At 57.3% G+C, this 19022-nt stretch carries 14 protein-coding genes; 4 read left to right on the forward strand and 10 right to left on the reverse strand.

Annotated features, from left to right (window positions below):
* Nucleotides 1-40: 40 nt before the first annotated feature.
* Nucleotides 41-2515 (reverse strand): CoA transferase, encoded by a 2475-nt coding sequence (locus GS611_RS13090; RefSeq protein WP_171636319.1) that lies wholly within the window; start codon nucleotides 2513-2515, stop codon nucleotides 41-43.
* A 641-nt stretch (nucleotides 2516-3156) separates the two neighbouring features.
* Here GS611_RS13090 and GS611_RS13095 point away from each other — a divergent pair.
* Both GS611_RS13095 and GS611_RS13100 read left to right on the forward strand, forming a co-directional pair.
* Nucleotides 3157-4263 (forward strand): saccharopine dehydrogenase family protein, encoded by a 1107-nt coding sequence (locus GS611_RS13095; RefSeq protein WP_171233222.1) that lies wholly within the window; start codon nucleotides 3157-3159, stop codon nucleotides 4261-4263.
* 18 nt (nucleotides 4264-4281) lie between these two features.
* On the forward strand, nucleotides 4282-5778 hold the full coding sequence (locus GS611_RS13100; protein WP_171636321.1) for an aldehyde dehydrogenase family protein: 1497 nt from the start codon (nucleotides 4282-4284) through the stop codon (nucleotides 5776-5778).
* A 263-nt stretch (nucleotides 5779-6041) separates the two neighbouring features.
* Here GS611_RS13100 and GS611_RS13105 read toward each other — a convergent pair whose 3' ends face one another.
* From GS611_RS13105 to GS611_RS13120, 4 genes are all read right to left on the reverse strand, one after another.
* Complete coding sequence (locus tag GS611_RS13105; RefSeq protein WP_171636323.1) at nucleotides 6042-6821, reverse strand: IclR family transcriptional regulator; 780 nt, start codon at nucleotides 6819-6821, stop codon at nucleotides 6042-6044.
* Between the two features lie 11 nt (nucleotides 6822-6832).
* Nucleotides 6833-8191, reverse strand: a complete 1359-nt coding sequence (locus GS611_RS13110; protein ID WP_171636325.1) for a TRAP transporter large permease — start codon at nucleotides 8189-8191, stop codon at nucleotides 6833-6835.
* Nucleotides 8191-8856 carry a TRAP transporter small permease gene (locus GS611_RS13115; protein WP_171636326.1) on the reverse strand — a complete coding sequence of 222 codons (666 nt, stop codon included), beginning with the start codon at nucleotides 8854-8856 and terminating at the stop codon, nucleotides 8191-8193. The genes GS611_RS13110 and GS611_RS13115 overlap by 1 nt, the downstream gene beginning before the upstream one ends.
* Nucleotides 8857-8920: 64 nt before the next feature.
* Nucleotides 8921-10159: a TRAP transporter substrate-binding protein gene (locus GS611_RS13120; RefSeq protein ID WP_171636329.1), complete on the reverse strand. Its 1239-nt coding sequence runs from the start codon at nucleotides 10157-10159 to the stop codon at nucleotides 8921-8923.
* A 109-nt stretch (nucleotides 10160-10268) separates the two neighbouring features.
* Here GS611_RS13120 and GS611_RS13125 point away from each other — a divergent pair, with 109 nt between their 5' ends.
* Complete coding sequence (locus tag GS611_RS13125) at nucleotides 10269-11864, forward strand: GMC family oxidoreductase (protein WP_171636331.1); 1596 nt, start codon at nucleotides 10269-10271, stop codon at nucleotides 11862-11864.
* A 92-nt stretch (nucleotides 11865-11956) separates the two neighbouring features.
* Here GS611_RS13125 and GS611_RS13130 read toward each other — a convergent pair whose 3' ends face one another.
* Together GS611_RS13130 and GS611_RS13135 are read right to left on the reverse strand one after the other, a co-directional pair.
* The gene (locus GS611_RS13130) at nucleotides 11957-13198 is read right to left on the reverse strand and encodes an acyl-CoA dehydrogenase family protein (protein ID WP_171636333.1); all 1242 of its coding nucleotides are present in this window, start codon (nucleotides 13196-13198) and stop codon (nucleotides 11957-11959) included.
* An 11-nt stretch (nucleotides 13199-13209) separates the two neighbouring features.
* Entirely contained in the window at nucleotides 13210-14325 is a 1116-nt protein-coding gene (locus GS611_RS13135) for a phosphotransferase family protein (RefSeq protein WP_253285037.1), read from the reverse strand.
* Here GS611_RS13135 and GS611_RS13140 point away from each other — a divergent pair.
* Nucleotides 14318-15283, forward strand: coding sequence for a LysR family transcriptional regulator (locus GS611_RS13140; RefSeq protein WP_171636335.1), 966 nt, complete (start codon nucleotides 14318-14320; stop codon nucleotides 15281-15283). The two genes, GS611_RS13135 and GS611_RS13140, sit on opposite strands and share 8 nt — an antisense overlap.
* 82 nt (nucleotides 15284-15365) lie before the next feature.
* On the opposite strand, the gene GS611_RS13145 is transcribed toward GS611_RS13140, so the two are convergent.
* From GS611_RS13145 to GS611_RS13155, 3 genes are all read right to left on the reverse strand, one after another.
* A complete protein-coding gene (locus GS611_RS13145) occupies nucleotides 15366-16661 on the reverse strand; it encodes a glycoside hydrolase family 99-like domain-containing protein (protein WP_216598280.1) in 1296 nt (431 codons plus the stop codon).
* A 129-nt stretch (nucleotides 16662-16790) separates the two neighbouring features.
* Nucleotides 16791-18056, reverse strand: coding sequence for a glycoside hydrolase family 99-like domain-containing protein (locus tag GS611_RS13150; RefSeq protein WP_171636339.1), 1266 nt, complete (start codon nucleotides 18054-18056; stop codon nucleotides 16791-16793).
* Nucleotides 18056-18970 (reverse strand): class I SAM-dependent methyltransferase, encoded by a 915-nt coding sequence (locus GS611_RS13155; protein WP_171636341.1) that lies wholly within the window; start codon nucleotides 18968-18970, stop codon nucleotides 18056-18058. Before GS611_RS13155 ends, GS611_RS13150 begins: the two co-directional genes overlap by 1 nt.
* Nucleotides 18971-19022: the final 52 nt, after the last annotated feature.

Here is a 19022-nt window from a genome sequence, read left to right on the forward strand (position 1 = left end):
GCATATCTTCTTGATTTCCGAACCGTCTGTGGCTGGTCGGCTACTCGGGCAAGTACTTTTCCGACCAGCTTTCGGCGGCCGATCCAGCAGAGATCATCGCGTCGATATCCTCATCTGCATAACCGACGTTTCGCAGAATGCTGCGTGTATCCGCGCCGTATTTCGGCATCGGTCCGGGAATGACGATCCGGGCGCGTTCGGGTCGCACGGCATTTGGGGCAACCAGATCGCACCACCGGCCCATGGGATGCATGTCATGCCGAATGACGTTGAACGTTCCCCGCGTCAGGTCGATATTTCCGGCACTTTCCGGCTGCAACACGGCGTCGCGCGTGTCATGCAATGATCCCAGAGGCATGACGGTGCTGGCAACACCGGAAAACGCCTTTTGCCAGTATTCAACAGGTTGCCTTGCAAAATGATCCGCAAGCGCATCCGGCAATTCCTTTTCCGGCATATCGGCCACGCTGGCGAGGTCCAAGACACGGCGCAGGGCTTTGCGTTGTTCGGTGGGTGCGGCAAAGAACATCCACCCGTCCGCCGCGCGGTAACAATGGTAGAATGGTCCCCAGCCCATAGCTGCGCGCCCGGCTGGTTCGTCAAAGGCCGCACGGCCTTCGAAATCATACATCAACTGCGCCTGAATGAGGTTGCCGGCCGCCGCCAAAGCAGCCCGCGCAATCCCGCCTTTGCCGGTTTTCTGCAATCTCAGCAGGGCCGCGCCAAGCGCAACACATGCGCAATAGCCGGTCAGCACATCAATCGTACCGAAATGCGCATGTTCTTCGGGTGTCGCCATGCCACCGCCAAAACGCACCATGACCCCTGTCGCCGCCTGCGCCAGGTCGTCATACCCCAGATGGTCCGATTTGGGTCCGCGCGCAGGACCGCCAAAGGCATCGAGTTGCACCAGAATGAGACGGGGGTTGATCGCCGCCAGCTCTTCCGCGCTCAACCCCAGGGCATCGCGCTGCTCATCCGTGCCGTTTATGGTGATGACATCCGAGGAGTCGATGAGCCGCCGTAACGCCCGCTTCCCGTCATCCGAGCTCAGGTTCAGCAAAACGCTTTGTTTTCCACGATGTGCGTGCAGGCCGAAAACCACGGTGTTCCACGGATCAACTGATGGCTCTGCCGGCTGAACGGAAGTCACCTGAGCGCCAAATCGTGCCAGCGTGGACCCGACCGTCGGACCGGCGATCACGTTGGTCAGGTCCAGCACCTTCAAACCCTCCAGCCAGCCCTGGCCGCTTGCGGCTGGTGGTCCGCTGCGCGGCGGTTCGGCAAGGATCGTTGAAACGGGTGCGTCATCGGAATCGGGGCCCGGTTTTTTGACCAGCGCAGCGCCATCATCCGCAAGCCACGCAACATTTCCCATCTGCTGCATCTTCCCATGACGCGGGTCCTCTACCTCCAACACCAGGCCCGAGGCCAAAGCGTGCGGATCGGCCAGCCATTCCTTGCTGAACCGTTGCGCCGTTCCGGGCGCCTTGGCAGACCCGAAAAGGGCTTCCCACTCATGAGAGGGCCTTGTCAGAAAGGCCTTTTTCATTGCGTCGGATACACGCGCGCGATCCCTTGCTCCGACAGGGTAGTTGCGCAGCGACCATTCATCCGGCCAGTCTGCGGTATCGAGATAGGCGTCGAAGTCCGGCAATTGATCGGCAAGGTGTTTGAGGCCAAGCGTCTCCAACACCCGCCGGGGATGTGTTTTCACACTGCCCGCCACCACATAGAACCCACGCCCGTCGGCGCAGGTATAAGTTCGATAGAAAGGGTCCAGGAACTCTTCCAGTTCCGCAAAGCTCAGATCCATTGGCAAGCCTTCGGCTGCGCGCCTGTCAAGTTCCACTTCGCGAGGGGACTTGTAACGTTCGGGATAGTCTTCAATCTGCTCACAGTTATACACCAACCCTTCCAGCAAGGCCGAAGCCAGAGGCACCTCGATGTGGTCGCCTCCGTTCCGGTCACGTGCAGCCAAGGCGAACTGCACGGCCATCGCGCCGAACGAAGCGCCATAGGCGGATGCCAGCGTCAAAGGTGAAAAGGATGGGTTGATGCCCATCAGGCGCCGGTTCAGCCCCATATCCGTGAATTGCCCAGTGCGGGCCGCGATCACGGCTTCCCACGCCGGAAGATCGGCCAGCGCGGGATCGGTTGAGGCAAACCCCGGCAATGACAATGACACGATGCGCGGATTTATGTCGCGCAGAGCTTTCGGACCCAGGCCCAGCCTCTCCATCACGCCGGGCCGGAAGTTCTCGATCACCACGTCAGCCCGCGCCACAAGTTCGCGCGCGACCTGCAAACCCCCTTCGGATTTGAGGTCGATCGTCACGGCGGTTTTGCCACGTGACAGCATGTCTGTGGCCGGTTCTTTCAATCGCGGGCCACAGGGCGGGTCGATGCGGATCACCTCTGCCCCCAAATCAGCAAGCATCATGCCAACCAGTGGACCAGCCAGGTATTGGCCAAAATCGAGGACACGAATATGATCGAGTGGCCTTGCAGTCATTCGTTGTGACCCTCCCAGGGTGTTTGGTGAGTTTGTTGCGAAGCGGCTAGCAGGCAAGAGGTCACAACGCCCTTCTCGGAACAGGCTGAGTTTTTGGGCTTGGGACATAACGCGATCAATGCAACACCTGCCCTTGTTCAACACGCGACAAGGCGGCCACAGCCGAGCTTCACAGCCTTCTCCGGCGACCGCTGGGCGTACCATGCAGCCGAGCAATGCCAAGAAGTTGTTCGATTTGACCAAGCCATGTCGCAAACGAGAAACACTGCTCAAAAATCCGCGAGTGACGCGAACTTGGAAGCGCTTCGAGGCTTGGATGGAAGCGGATCAGTCGGCTTGAAAGATCACCGGACCGTTGCGCCCGGCAGTCAGAAGACAAGTTATTGGAATCGCTCAAGAACGTGACGCTTCCCAAGTGTCAGGCACCACAAGACAAAAGGTCACGGCGCAATCGGGCCAAGGGCCACGTTGGCACATGGCAGGACCTGTCGCGACACATGGCCGGCAATTGCGCTTCCGATATTTTATCCCTTTTTCCGACAAGATGACAATCTTCTACATCAATTCGTCAAATTGGCACCTATGAATTGTCGTGGCCGCGCGTCACGCTTGGGACAGGATGGGAAACAGCGGAGATCTTTATGTCCTGGAATGTGTGCGTTGTCGGCGCTGGAAAGATCGGACAGATGATTGCAACCCTGTTGAAAGGGTCGCCGAATTACTCTGTGACGGTCGCTGATCATGATCTGAAAGCGCTTGGTGATATCTCGAAGATGGGCATTGGAACCAGACAGATCGATGCCAATGACGCGGACGGGCTGGCCCGGGAACTGACCGGTTTCGACGCAGTCATCTCGGCAGCGCCGTTCTTCTTGACCCCTTCCATCGCCAAAGCGTCCAAAGCGGCGGGGGCGCATTATTTCGACCTGACCGAAGATGTTGCGGCCACGAATGCGGTACGTGAACTGGCCGGGGACAGCGCAACTGCGTTTATGCCGCAATGCGGTCTGGCGCCAGGTTTTGTCGGCATCGCCGGAGCTTCGCTGGCGGCGGAGTTTGACCAGATTGACAGCCTGCACATGCGGGTGGGGGCATTGCCGCTTTATCCGACGAATGCGCTGAAATACAACCTGACCTGGTCCACCGACGGGTTGATCAACGAATATTGCAACCCATGCGATGCCATCGTGAACGGCAAGCTGGTCAAGACCGCGCCGTTGGAGAACTACGAGATTCTGGGCCATGACGGCGTGGAATACGAATGCTTCAATACCTCGGGCGGTCTGGGCACGTTGCCGGAAACGCTGGAAGGCAAGGCGCGGGATGTGTCCTATCGCTCGATCCGCTATCCGGGTCATTGCGATATCCTGAAGCTGCTTTTGAACGATCTGGGACTGGAACGCCGCCGCGACCTGCTGAAAGAGATATTCGAGGCCGCCCTGCCCCGCACCGATCAGGACGTGGTGCTGGTATATTGCACCGCAAAAGGCGTCATTGATGGCGTGCTGCGCGAAAAGTCCCTGATCAACAAATCCTTTGCCCGCACCATCAATGGACAGGTCTGGAGCGCTATTCAGGTCACGACCGCCGCAGGCGTGCTGGGGGTGGTCGATCTGATGCGGATCGGAGCTCTGCCCTCGAAAGGCTTTGTCCGGCAGGAACAGGTCAAGCTGGACGATTTCCTCAACACTGAATTTGGCCAGCTGTATCGCGCTGGCGACGTCACCGAACAGAACAAGGCGGCCTGAGATATGAAAGACATCGTAATGACAGCCCAAATTACGCTTGCAAACCTGGATCTGACCGAGGCCCAACTAAAAGGCGGCACGCTCAGGGTCACGTCGCCGATTGACGGAAGCCTGCTGGCCGAAGTGCACGAGACGCCGATCTCGGACATGGACGCCATCTTTTCCCGAGCCAAGGCTGCGTTCAGGAAATGGCGCGTTGTCCCCGCCCCGCGCCGGGGTGAACTGATCCGCCTGTTGGGTGAAGAGCTGCGCGCCGCCAAGGATGACCTGGGTGCACTGGTCAGTTGGGAAGCGGGCAAGATCACCTCGGAAGGTCTGGGCGAAGTGCAGGAGATGATCGACATCTGTGACTTTGCCGTCGGCCTGTCGCGTCAGCTTTATGGCCTGACCATCGCGTCCGAACGTCCGGGCCACCGGATGATGGAAACCTGGCATCCTGCTGGCCCGGTTGGTGTGATTTCCGCGTTCAATTTCCCGGTTGCGGTTTGGTCGTGGAATGCTGCTCTGGCCATCGTATGCGGTGATCCGGTGATCTGGAAACCGTCCGAAAAAACCCCGCTGACGGCGCTGGCCTGTCAAAAGATTTTCGAACGCGCCCTGGCCCGATTTGGCGATGCGCCGGACGGTCTTCTGCAAACGCTTATCGGTGGCGCCGATCTGGGAAAAACACTGGTGGCCAGTGAAGATGTTCCGGTGATCTCGGCCACGGGATCGACCCGCATGGGCCGCGCTGTCGCCCCCATCGTCGCACAGCGCTTTGGCAAGTGCATTCTGGAACTAGGTGGCAACAACGCAATGATCATCGGCCCTTCGGCTGATTTGGAGATGGCCGTGCGCGCGATTGTCTTTTCGGCAGTTGGCACCGCCGGTCAACGCTGCACCACGTTGCGTCGCCTGATCGTGCACAACTCGATCCGCGAAGAACTGGTGAGCCGTCTGAAAAAAGCCTATTCGGGTCTGCCCATCGGCAATCCACTGACAGACGGCACGTTGGTTGGGCCGCTTGTGGACGAAGCCGCGCGCGCGGCGATGACCGCCGCTTTGAAAGCGGCCGAAGCGGAAGGCGGTTCGGTGTTCGGCGGCAACCGCGTTACCGAAGGTGTTCCGGCAGGTGTATACATGGAACCTGCGATCGTCGAAATGCCGGGTCAGACCGCGACCGTGAAAACCGAAACCTTTGCGCCGATCCTCTACGTCATGGGCTATGACGATTTCGACGACGCGGTAGAGCTTCAGAATGACGTACCACAAGGCCTTTCATCCTGCGTGTTTACCCTGAACATGCGCGAGGCCGAGCAGTTTCTGTCTGCGGCCGGATCCGATTGCGGAATTGCCAACGTCAATATCGGGCCCTCAGGGGCAGAGATCGGTGGCGCCTTTGGCGGAGAGAAGGAAACCGGCGGCGGGCGCGAAAGCGGTTCGGACGCGTGGAAAGCCTATATGCGCCGTCAGACCAACACCGTGAATTACTCGGCCGAACTTCCACTGGCCCAGGGCGTCAAATTCGACATCTGAGTATCGCTGGATAGTCGTCGGGCAAAAACTTGAAAGGCCAGCAAAAAACACCACCCGGGACGCCCAGTCCCGGGTACTTTGTTCTGCATGTTGAGGCGGTCTTTTGGCCAAGGGTTCCGATGCCGGCGCGACGACGGCCATTCCGGTGCTGATGGATTGTCTTGTGTTTCGGCAAGAGGCCTTCCGAGGCTTTGCGGCATCCTCGATACAACTGCCACGAACGGCCGTCGGCCTGATTATTGCCGGTTATCCCGTTGCGCCATTTACTCGCCCAACAGCTGCGACAGTTTTTCCGCCCCCCGGCGCAAGGTGTCGAGAAATGACTTCAGACTGCCGACATCATGCCGTTGCGTCGGGGCATGAACTGAAAGCGTGGCAACCAGCCTGCCCTGCGCGTCCTGCACCGGCACGGCGATCGCCACCATGCCCGCCATGAATTCTTCGTCGTCGGTGGAAAATCCCCGCTCGGCCGTGATCTTGATTTCACTCAGCAGGGCCTTCGGCTCTGTCAATGAACGGGCAGTCTGCTCTTTTAGCTTTCCGGCTGAAAGAAACCCGTTCAGAGTTTTGGGGCGCAAGGTGGAAAGGTACATCTTGCCACTGGCCGTGCAGTGGAACGGCACCTGGGTTCCGATCGGCAATTGAATTCGCAACGGCCATTTGGTTTCTACCCGGTCAAGATAGATCATGCCTTCGCGATCCGGGATGGCCAGATTGCATGTTTCGCCCACTTCGTCGGCCACGCCGCGCAGGATGGCGAGACGCGCGGTCCGCAGATGCTCGGCGGACATGGTATTCACGGACAACAGCCGCAGTCTTCTGCCCGGACCATAGGACCGTCCGTCAAGATCGCGTTGCAGGAACCCTTCTGCCTCTGCCGTTTGCAGCAAACGATGGATTGTGGGTTTGGCCAATCCCAATGCATCGATCAGATCCGAAGGTTTGACCGCAACGCCGCGCCGTGCCACCTCTTCAAGGATCAGCAACAGGCGCAGGTTGGTGGGAATCTGAGTTTCTCTGTCTTTAGTATCAGTCTCGGCCATCCTTCAACATTCTAGTTATTTGGCAGAAGGATCAAGGCCAGTTCGGGCACCAGCGACACCAATATCCAGACCGATAGCAGGGCCACCAAATAAGGCACCGTATAGCGCAGCAACCGGAAGTACGGCACGCCCGTCACGCCTGAAGCGACATACAGGTTAAGCCCGTATGGTGGTGTGATAAACCCGATGGATGCACCGACCAGGAAGATGACTGAGAAATGAATTGGATCAATTCCAACCGAGGCTGCGATTGGCGCAAGGATCGGGGCCAGGATGATGGTGACCGGAAGGCTTTCCAGCACCATGCCTGAAAAGAAGACGATCACCATCGATGTAAACAGAACCGCATGGTACCCCCCCATGGAGGTCACGAAGTTTCCGATTGTTTCCTGTGCGCCAAGTAGGGACAGGATCTGCTGCATCACAACCGAAATTGCGATCAACGGGGCCAGGATACCCGTAATCTGGGCAGACCTGATAACGATTGAGGGGATCTCAGGAATCGTGAACCCCTCGACCACGAACATCTCAGCGAAGCTCTTTTCGGTTGGCGGTATATCGTTCCGGGCCCCCATGATGCGGTTGATCGGGTAGCTGACCAGCCCCGCAATGACACAAAAGCCCACGGTCACGCCAGCGGCCTCTGTCGGAGAGAACTTGCCGGTATATATGCCCCAAAGCACAAGCCCGATGGCGAAAAAGCCGAGCCATGCCCCGAAGGCGGTTTTCAGCACCCGGTTCAATTGCAGTGGGATCAGATAGCCCCACCCGTTCATGCGGCAGATGATCCAGCACGCCAGCTGCATCCCGATGACCATCAGCGCACCGGGCAGAATACCGGCCACGAACAATTCGGAAATCGGCAGGTTCATCAGAAAGCCATAGACGATGAAGATGATCGAAGGGGGGATGATGATACCGACAGTACCGCCCGCAGCAGCGGTCGCGGCGCTGAACCGTTCGTCATAGCCGCCCTTTACCATCTCGGGGTGCAGCATCGACCCGATGGTCGCCGTCGTGGCCGAGTTCGACCCCGAAATCGCCGCAAACAGCCCGCAGGCCCCCAGCGACGCCATTGCAAGTCCGCCGCGTATCCAGCCCAGGCAGGCATAGGCAAAATCACTGAGCCGTCGCGCGATGCCGGATTTGTTGATCAGGTCACCGGTCAGGATGAACAACGGCATCGCCAACAGGGCGAAGCCCTTGTTGAAGACGTTCAGAAGTTCGGCCCCCATATTGTCCAGCGTCAGACCAAGGACAAAGGAACATCCAATGACCCAGTAACCGATGACCAGCAGCACCGGCACGCCCAGCATGAACAGAAAGGTGACCCCCAGCGAGATCAGTGTAACAAGTGTTCCGTCTGTCATCAGTCTGCCCCGATCACGGCCTGCTTGATCAGCGGCTCGCCTGTTTTCCAGTTGTGCAAATCATCGGCGAGGTTCTGAAACACGCGACCGACCATCAAGAAGAATGACAATGGTGCAGCCAGCAGGAACCACCACTGCATGATATTGTCCGTGCCCAGTACGATCTGAAAGTTCGAGGCCGAAAGCGCCACCAGTCGCGAGGTGGTCACGATGACGATCACCGCGAAGATGAACCACAGCACCGCGTCAAGAAACAGGCAGGCCAATTGCCCGCCGCGGGGCATGGCGGTGCGGAATTCACTGAAACTCAGATGCGTGCGCAAGCGTACGTTGTAGGACGCACCAAACCAGGCCATCACCATGAAAAGAAGCGGAGGAATGGTTGTGGACCAGGGTTCCTGATCATTGAAGACAAACCGGTCGATCACGCCCCAGAAGATGATCAGTGCGATGGCAAGATAAGAATACACCATGACCGACCGTTCCAGATGACGTTCGATCAACGGCACCATGCGATAGATCAGCATGACCAGCAAACCCCCGATCGCGGCAACGATCGCACCAACGATCCAAGCCGCGTCGGATTCCAGAGCAAGTTGAATCTCGAAAGAATCCTGGCTGAGAAAAGCGCTGAATATTGCGCCAATGTCTGCCCAAAGTGACATGAAGCCCGTCCTCCCAGTGGGTATTGATTGAACCGGCCCGTTCGGGCCGGTTCTGGCAGTCTAATCAGGCCTCGCCCTTCCACCAGCGGCGCGGCTCGACATTTTCCGGCAGCGTGTCCGCTGGGATCTCGCGCGCGATGTCGTAGATCTCCTGGTAAGTATCGATGCCACCGGCCCATTTGTTCAGCCGCTCGCGCCACTGCGCCCACGGCTCGGGGTTGTAGTTCGGAGCACACATTTCTTCGGCCAGCTTGATCTGGTCCTCCGGCAGGAAGGCCGGGCGCACGCCGTTTTCCGCAAAAATGGTTTGCGGCAATTGCGGATCCGAGAATCCGACCGTGTTCAGCAGTGCCGCCTCATTCGCGCCTTGGATCAGGGCCTGGGTGAAATAGGACGATTCCATCACGGCATCCTGCAATTCACCGCCCAGGCCATCGAATACTTTGGCAGACATCGAAGTGTGTTCGGTACCGCAGAAGAACTTCAGGTTCACCGATTGCGAAACCACAGGCGCCATGTTCGCATATGCCACCGCCGAGGCCCAGGTTTCCGCACCATCGATCAGACCGGTCTTGAGCGCATCCAGCGTTTCTTCCCATGCCACCGGAACAGGGTTCAGGTTCAGCAGTTGCATCGCGATCCGACCCAGCTGCGTACCGGTCACGCGGTTCTTGGTGCCGAACAGCTCTTCCAGCTTGGTGACGGTCGGCTTGTCGGCAAAGGTCGAGCCCATTTGCAGACCGCGCAGTTCACAATGGGTGAACAGGAATTTCAGCCCGTGACGCTTTTCAAGCGGGTCGCGCAGGATGCGCTGGCTGGCGGGGCTGTAGAAGAAATGATACTGCGCCGCCCGGCTGGGGAACATGTAGGCATAGTCCAGGACGTTCAGATAAGGCGCACCGCCGGCCGAATTCTGGGTCGAAGCTGCGTAGATATCGACGATTCCCTGCTGGGTTTTTTCAACACAGCTGAGTTGTCCGCAGATCTGGTTGTCGCCGATGAACTCGATGCGAATCTCGCCATCGGTGCGTTCTTCGAGGTCGCGTGCAAATTCGATGGCGCCGGCGCGCTCGATCAGCAGGTTGCGGGTGTTGAAGCCCGACGCACCAAATTTCAACGTGTACTTCGGTTCTTTCGAAAAGCGTTTTTCATACGTGGATTCCGCCGCCTGCGCCAGATTGGCCAGGCTCATCGCACCACCAAACCCTCCTGCTGCAAGCAGCGTCGAGCTCATGCCATAGCGCCCCGCTACCCGGAAGAAATCCCGCCGCGAAATACCACTCAGTTTCCGACCAATCTCCATTGCTTACCTCCCTGTTCGCAATTATTGAGACGTTTTGTATCAAAAAAGGCTAGTATATTTCTAGCATCTTGCATAGAGTTTTTTTCAACGACGTTGGAAGGAGGCGGTCATGGAAGTGGATTATGCGGTAGTTGGCGCGGGGTCTTCGGGCTGTGTCATCGCCAATCGGCTCAGCGCCGATCCCAACACGACCGTCGCGCTGTTAGAGGCCGGCGGCCGCGACACCAACCCCTGGATCCACATCCCGGTTGGCTATTTCAAAACCATGCACAACCCTTCGGTGGACTGGTGTTACAGGACCGAGCCCGATCCGGGCCTGAACGGGCGCTCGATCGACTGGCCACGCGGCAAAGTGCTGGGCGGCTCATCCTCTCTGAACGGTCTGCTCTATGTGCGCGGCCAAAAGGAAGATTATGACCGCTGGCGCCAGATGGGGAATGTCGGCTGGGGCTGGGACGACGTGCTGCCGCTGTTCATACGCAGCGAAGATCAAGAACGCGGCGAAGACCCGTATCACGGTGTCGGTGGGCCGCTGTCGGTGTCGAACATGCGCATTCAGCGACCGATCTGCGACGCTTGGGTCGCGGCAGCGCAAGCCGCCGGATACCCGTTCAATCCGGATTACAACGGCGCAGATCAGGAAGGCGTAGGGTATTTTCAGCTGACCACCCGCAATGGGCGCAGGTGCAGCTCGGCTGTGGCGTATCTGAAACCCATTCGAAACCGACAAAACCTGAACATCATCACCAACGCATTGGTGACACGCATAACGCTGGATGGGAAACAGGCGACCGGACTCGTCTATCGGGATCGCGCAGGCAATGAGAAAACCTTGAACGTTCGGCGCGAAATCATCCTGTCCGGCGGTGCAATCAACTCTCCTCAAATTCTGATGCTGTCGGGTATCGGCGACCCGGACCACCTGAAGAAAAACGGCATCGATCCGGTCCATGCCTTGCCCAATGTCGGCAAAAGACTTCAGGATCACTTGCAGGCCCGTCTCGTTTTCAAATGCAATGAGCCCACATTGAATGACGAGGTGCGCAGCCTGATCAATCAGGCCCGTATCGCGCTCAAATACGCTTTGTTCCGCGCCGGTCCGATGACCATGGCGGCCAGCCTTGCGACCGGATTCATGAAAACGCGCCCGGACGTAGAAACACCCGACATTCAATTCCATGTACAGCCGTGGTCCGCCGACAGCCCCGGCGAAGGCGTACACCCGTTTTCCGCCTTTACCATGTCCGTGTGCCAGCTGCGGCCGGAAAGCAGGGGTGAACTGCATCTGAACGGCCCGGATCCATCACAGCATGTAAAAATCATTCCGAACTATCTGTCGACGGAAACGGATTGCCGAACCATCGTTGACGGCGTGAACATCGCCCGCAGAATCGCACAGCACAATCCGCTGGCATCGAAGATTTCCGAAGAGTTCCGCCCGACATCCCAACTCTCGACCGACGATTACGAGGGCACGCTGGAATGGGTCAGATCGAATTCCGTGTCGATCTATCACCCAACGGGGACCTGCGCGATGGGTACGAATGAAACCGCAGTCGTTGACCCCGCGCTAAAGGTGCACGGCATCGGAAACCTGCGGGTCGCGGATTGTTCGATCATGCCGGAGATCGTCAGCGGCAACACAAACGCCCCCGCGATCATGATCGGAGAAAAGGCGAGCGATTTGCTTGCCGCCGGAACATAGCGCGGCAGGCCGCGTATCCGAATGCCAGGAAAACTGGGCAACTCGGCTTGCGTATCTTAGGGATATTCCGGTGATGCCATCCCTGCCCAGACCTAGCGCAGAGGCGGTGTCAGCCACTGCGCCGACATCCCATAGTTGGAATTCTTCAACTCCTGTTTGGCAATGGCCTGAAGATGGACCTCATCCGGTCCATCCGCATAGCGCAACGCCCTGGCCCAAGTGTAACTGTCGGCCAATGGCGTGTCGGGTGTCATGCCCATTGCGCCAAAGACCTGCATTGCACGATCCGTAACCTTTGCATGTACCTGGGGCGCCACGACCTTGATCAGGGATATTTCGCGGAAGGCCTTTTTCGCCCCCACCTGATCTATTTTCCAGGCCGCCTTCAGGGTCAACAGCCGCGCCTGTTCAATCTCCAACCGGGATTTGGCGATCCATTCACGGATCACGCCTTGTTCCGAGAGTTGCTTGCCAAAGGTCTTCCGTTCCTGAGCACGTTCCACCATCAGGTTCAGTGCCATTTCCGCCGCCCCGATCGAGCGCATGCAATGATGAATTCGCCCGGGCCCAAGCCGCGCCTGAGCCAGTGCAAAACCGCTGCCTTCTTCGCCCAGCAGATTGCCGACCGGGACGCGCACGTCCTTGAACACCAGTTCAGCATGGCCTTCGGGGTCGTGCATGTTCAGGATCGTCGGATTGCGCACGATCTCCAAACCGGGCGTATTCCTTGGAACGATGATCATGCTTTGCTGTTTATGGCGATCGGCGTTCGGGTCGGTTTTGCCCATGACGATGAAAAGTCTGGTGTTGGGGTGGCACGCATTGGTGATGAACCACTTGCGGCCATTGATGACGTATTTATCACCCTCGCGCCGGATGGATGTTGTTATGTTGGTCGCGTCCGAACTGGCCACGTCGGGTTCGGTCATGGCAAAGGCCGAACGGATCTTGCCGTTCAACAGCGGCACCAACCAGTCTTCGCGCTGCTCGGGTGTGGCGAACATGTGCAGCAATTCCATGTTCCCGGTATCCGGCGCGTTGCAGTTGAAGACTTCCGAAGACCAGCTCACCTGGCCCATCAGCTCGGCCAGGGGCGCGTAATCAAGATTGCTGAGCCGCGTTCCGGGCTCATCATCCCGCAAGGAGGGCAGGAACATGTTCCAAAGCCCTTCGGCGCGGGCCAGCGACTTGAGGTCTTCCATGAACGAAACGGGGAAATTGCCGGCTTCTATTTCCTCTTTGTGATCGCGAATGCGCGGATAGATATGCGCCTGCATGAAGGCTTTCAGCCGGTCATGCATTTCCGTGGCGCGTGGCGATGGAGCAAAATCCATTGTGATCCTCTTCAGTGCGTTGCAGCAGCGATTTCGTCGAGCGCCATTTGCGCCAGAGGGGCCACCAGCCCCTTGAACGCCATTGCGTTCTCGTTCGATGCGTTTCCCGCCAGCGCACGGCTGTAAACACCCTGTGCAATCGCAGCCATCCGGAAAAAGGAAAACGCCAGATAGAAGGTCCAGTTTTCAATCTCTGGCAGGTCACGCAGCGAACAATACCGCTCGATCATCTCAGCTTCGGAAGGGATGTTCAAAGCAGCGCGATCCAGCCCTTGCAGCCCCCGGATCAGACCGGTGGGCGGCAATCTGAGACACACACAGAAATAGCCCAGATCAGCCATCGGGTGACCCAGCGTCGACAGTTCCCAATCCAGAACCGCGGTGATCTGCGGGGCATCCGAAGCGAAGATAAAATTGTCTATGCGAAAGTCACCGTGGATCAGACTGACCGAACCGTCACCATCGGGCAGGTTGCGGGACAGCCAGCCCATAAGCTGTTCCATCTCGGGAAGATTACTTGTTTCTGCGGCCCGATACTGTTTGGTCCAGCGGCTGTACTGGCGTTGGAAATAGTTTCCCGGCTTGCCGAAGTCCGACAGGCCGACGGCGCCTGTGTCAACCGAATGCAGCGCGGCCAGAACCCGGATCATTTCATCGAACACCGGATGATGGTCGGCCACCTCCAACTCGGGCAGCGCCGGGTTCCAGAAAATCCGGCCCTCCTGGAAGCTCATGACATAGAACATGGAACCGATGACATCCGTGTCCTCACACAGCACGTAAGGTTTGGCGACCGGAACCGCAGTGCCATGAAGTGCCCTGAGAACACGATATTCCCGATCCACGGCATGGGCCGAAGGCAGCAGGTCACCTGGCGGTTTGCGGCGCAGCACGTATTTCGAACCACCGGCCTTCAGCAGATAGGTTGGGTTCGACTGCCCGCCCGAAAACTTCCGATAGGACAATGGGCCGGCGAAACCTTGGATATGGCGCCCCAAATATGTCGAAAGCCGCTCGGTATCGAGTTCGAGGCCGGATGAGGTCATGCATGAAACTCCGTATTCCGCCGGGATACCATTCAGCTTACCGCCCTCAATGACATTTGTGAAATTTACTTGCATGATCATCAGCATAATTCTGGTGAATGACATGACGACCAAGCTCAACAAGATCGACCTGAACCTTTTTGTTATTTTTGACGCCATCTATACCGAACGAAATCTGACCCGCGTTGCCGAACGCCTGTCGATCACGCAACCGGCCGTCAGCAACGCCCTGACCCGGTTGCGCAAGACACTGAACGACCCGCTTTTCGTGAAGACCGGCACGGGGATGCAGCCCACGGCGCTGGCAGAGAGCATTTCGGACAGGGTCTCAGCCGCTCTTCACCAGTTGCAAGCCGCATCGGCGCAGGGTGAACGGTTCGACCCGTTTACCAGCAAACGGCTGTTCCGGGTCAGTTTGGTCGACCTTCACAGCCTCATCATCCTGCCCGGGCTTTTGTCCGGGTTTCAATGCACGGCACCCCAGGTCGAACTCAGCCTCGTGCGCATTCCCCGCCGGGATACGCGCAAGGCGTTACAGCAGGGCACGATCGACATCACGTCGGACATTCCGATGCCGGACAGTTCGGATCTGATCAGCCGGACCATCATGAAGGACCGCTATGTCTGTGCCATGCGACCCGGCCACCCGCTGGGTTCGGGCCCATTGACGCTGGAGCGTTATCTTCAGCTGACACATCTGCATGTTTCCTCACGGCCTCAGGGGGCGAGCCCGGTCGACATCGTCCTGCGCAAACTGGGCGCACGGCGCAAACTCGGGCTTCAGATGCAAAGTTATCTGAACATCCGGGATATTCTGCACAAGACAGATATGGTTGCCACGCTGACCGAATGCAGCGCGCGTGAAATGGGGCTGCGCATGTTGAGGCTGCCGGTTGATGTGCCTCCGATCGAACTTCGCCTTTATCGGCATATCCGGTCCGACGGCGACGAAGCCGTACAATGGATGTTCGACCAAATCGCAAGTCGCACCGTCAGAGCGAACGATACGGAACAGCATCGTAGGGTCGACCAGAATTGAGGCTGACCCGCTGGCAACACGTGTCGTCAGAATATCGGAGGCGTCAACAGTTAGGTCCTCGAAACTTGAAAGGTCCGAAACATCACGTGTTGATCTGACTTTCAGATTTCTTGGGTAACGCGTCATACGTCGCCTGAAGATAGGCAAAGCCATATCTTCGGTCAGGTTCCAGATGCGTCCCCTCTGCCCACTCGTTCCACGCGTTTATGAAAACGATTTTTTCGTCCGCACTGTATTTTTCCTGCGCAAGAACCTGGCGACACAAATGTTCCGTCCAGCGCTTGTAGGCATTGATTGTGAACCGTCCCATAATCCGAGGGGCATCCTGATTGCGCGCGGTATTGTCCCACGAGAGCGTGGAGGACCGAAACAGCTTGTACCGGGGTTCCGGCTTTTGAAGCTCTGCCTCGACCACGGCCTGGTAATCCAGAACGGCACCCGTGAACTCTGGATTGTAGATCCCCATCTCATCCGTGATGTCGGTGCGCTTTACCTGATGCGGAGGGAACTCCATAGCAGCGTCAAAACCCAGTTTCTCAGGATCGCCGATATCAAAAGTCTGGGCAGCTATGAGATACAGGTCCGGCTCGCCCCAGCTTTGTGCCTCTTTTCGCCATGCTGCGGTCGTTTCCTCGATATTCGGTATGATGTTCGCTCGGTAAACGATGAAAACCGGTTTCCCATCTATCCGAATATAACGCGGATCATCAAAATATTTGCGTATGTGACGCAGAAGGTTCAGGGAATCCTCGATCGAATGGTTCTGCGCGATAAGAACGTCGTGCGCCCGCCCGTCCCAGCGGCGCGTCCAGTTTTCGTTTGCCCATGTCAGGCAAAACGGCATGTCGACTTCCGGATTGCCCAACATTTGTTCGAGCGGGTGCTCCATCAAGGTCTTTCCACCGAACCAGTAGTAGTAATAGGAGAACCCTCCTATCCCGTAAGATTTCGCGATCCGCGCCTGCTCGACCATGACCTCGGGCAATCGCAAGTCGTAGTAACCCAGATGAATCGGACAATGAGGTTGGTAATGGCCCGGATAATTCGGGACGGCCTTTCCGACATTGGACCATTCGGTAAAGCCTTTGCCCCACCATTCATCATTCTCTTTGAAGGGATGAAATTGCGGCAGGTAATGCGCAATTGCCCGTACTGCGGGTTCAGCTTTCGCAGGCGGGTCGAAGGGTTTGAACTCTTCAGCCTGACCGATGGCTTCAAAACCCTGCCTGTTGGATTGCCCCGGTTTGTCCCAACCCCGTTTGGGGTCTCTTTTCTTGGCTGAATTTCTGAACCGCCTTGCCGTACGTGGCGACAAAGGTGGGCTGAGTTTCGACGCAGCGGTCAGCAAATAGTAAAGCAGGGTATCTTTGATGGACATGCAGTTTCTCGTACTAAGGCGCGTCGTGCCGACTATGACAAAGAAAACCCTTTTTTTCACGCAAAGCACGAGACTGAGTTGCATGACAAGTACTTGGGACTTTCATGCAACTCAATCCGGCGTGGTTTTCTATTTTGTGCGGGCCGCGGACAGCCATTGTTTCAGCAACCGACCGCTGACCGTATCGCGCAAAAGACGGAAGGCCCGTTTGGCCAACGGCTTGTTGGCACCATATGGAACAGGATGCGCGATGCCTTCCGTGGTTTCGCCACGGCGCGAAATTTCCGGGACACCCACATGCGTCCAGTCGGTCAGCTTCGAACCTTGGAGAGCGGCCTTGGTGGCGTGCAAAAACGCATGCCCGTACTCGCGATCCGGTTCCAGGTGACATCCTTCAGCCCATTCATTCCATGCATTCACAAAAACGAAACGTTCCTGGTCGGGGAAATCCTGAGCGGTTTGGTGCAAGGCCCGCGAAAGCCAGTATTCATAGTTTTCCGGCGTTCCGTTCAAAACGACCATGGCATTTTCCTTCCGCCGGGCCGTGTTGTCCCAGGACGGAAAAACCGATCGATGAACGTTGTTCTCAGGCCCATAGCTGTGACCCAGGTACTGTTCTGCGATCGCAGAAAAATCAACACAATGGCCTTGGAAATCGTCGAACAAGTCCACTTCTGGCGAGAGGTTGGGCACGTTGATGCCGTGGGGCGGGAATTCCACACCGGAATCAAACCCGTATGACGCATAGTCCCAGTTTCGGTGCGTAAGCGCACAGGCCAGATGGATTTTCGGAATTCCGACAGACGCGCAATAGTCACGCCAGACCTGCACGGTTTTGCGCGAGTTCTTCAAATGCTGCGGCCGATAAACAATCAGGATCGGAGCGCCATCTATTGTTATGTAGCGGGGATCCCGGAAAAACGGCTCGATCGACTTGATGAACTCCAGATCATCCTCGGGCTTGTACTTCTGCTCAATGAGAATCTCGTGCTCGGCCGCATCCCAGCGGCGCGTCCAGTTCTCATTCGCCCAGCAAAGACAGAACGGCATATCGCTTTCGGGATCCGCAAGCATTTCGTCGACGGGCCGCTCAAGAAGTCTTTTCCCGGAAAACCAGTAATAGTGGTAGCAGAATCCATCAATTCCGCTGGCCTTGGCCATCTCGATCTGCTCAAGCCGCGTTTCGCGGACACGCAGGTCATAATACCCCAGATCCGTAGGAAGATGAGGCTGATAATGCCCGGTGAAAAGCGGCTTGGCTTTTGCGACATTTGTCCACTCGGTGAACCCTTTGCCCCACCATTCATCGTTTTCCGGGATCGGATGAAACTGAGGAAGGTAGAAGGCAATTGTCCTGATGTTGCCGAATTCACGATCCGTGGTGTTTGAGGACATTACTTCTTCAACCCCAACAGCCGCGCCAGCGATTTTTTTTTCTTCTTGGCCAGTGGGCCGGGCTCGACTCGGGAAGCCTTGCTCGTGTCCACCGGCCCGATAGTCGATTGCAAATCAATCTCTTCGGACAGGGGCAGGCCTGCCATCATGTTGGTCCAATGCTGCCGGGTCTCTTCATCGGGTTGTTCGACGGGCAGGCCCATCAGGTAGATGTCATTCTCTGCGCGTTCCTTGGGGACCGATCTGCTTACGACCTGGAAGACATGGGAATAGCGATTGCGCTGCAACGCGGCCTGAACATCCTGTGGCAGACGGCTCCAGCGTTGACAAAACTCAGTCATCTCTGGCGTACGAACCACAAATTCGGCTTGTTCAATGCTCATACCCTGCGAATTAAGCAGGTGCTGAACGTTTTTGATGCCGAAAAACCGGACATGGGTCCGATCCAGCAGGCCCCAGTCACGGTATTCGAAATCTTCATCGACAAGACAACCGGCAATGGCTGCATGGCCAACATGCGGCAGCGAAAGAACAACCGATCCCGTGTCGTTCAACAGCGATTTCATGCCTGAAAGTACGCTCCAGGGGTCGTAAACATGTTCCAGAACGTCCGCTGCGATCACGTAGTCGAATACCCCGTCTTTCTCGCGAACTATGTCACTCCACGAAGCATCGTTGAGATCCATCGGGTACACAGAACGTGCGAACGGCTTTAGCTTTTCGATCGCCGAAGGGTCGATCTCAAGCGCCACAACATCACATTCCAACGTGCCGGAAAGATGTCGCGTGATCGAACCTGGCCCGGCCCCGATCTCAAGCACCTTGGACCCGGGCTTTACCATGCGCAGCACGCGTGCGGGTGCTACATCACTGTTCATGTCAATGTCGTATTCGTAAGTATGTCTATCGCTCACTGTAATTCTTCCGTGATGCTTATTTCGTGCTTCAATTCGGCTGCTATATAGT

Origin of the sequence: Ruegeria sp. HKCCD6119 (genome assembly GCF_013110585.1) — a bacterium.
GTDB lineage: Bacteria > Pseudomonadota > Alphaproteobacteria > Rhodobacterales > Rhodobacteraceae > Ruegeria.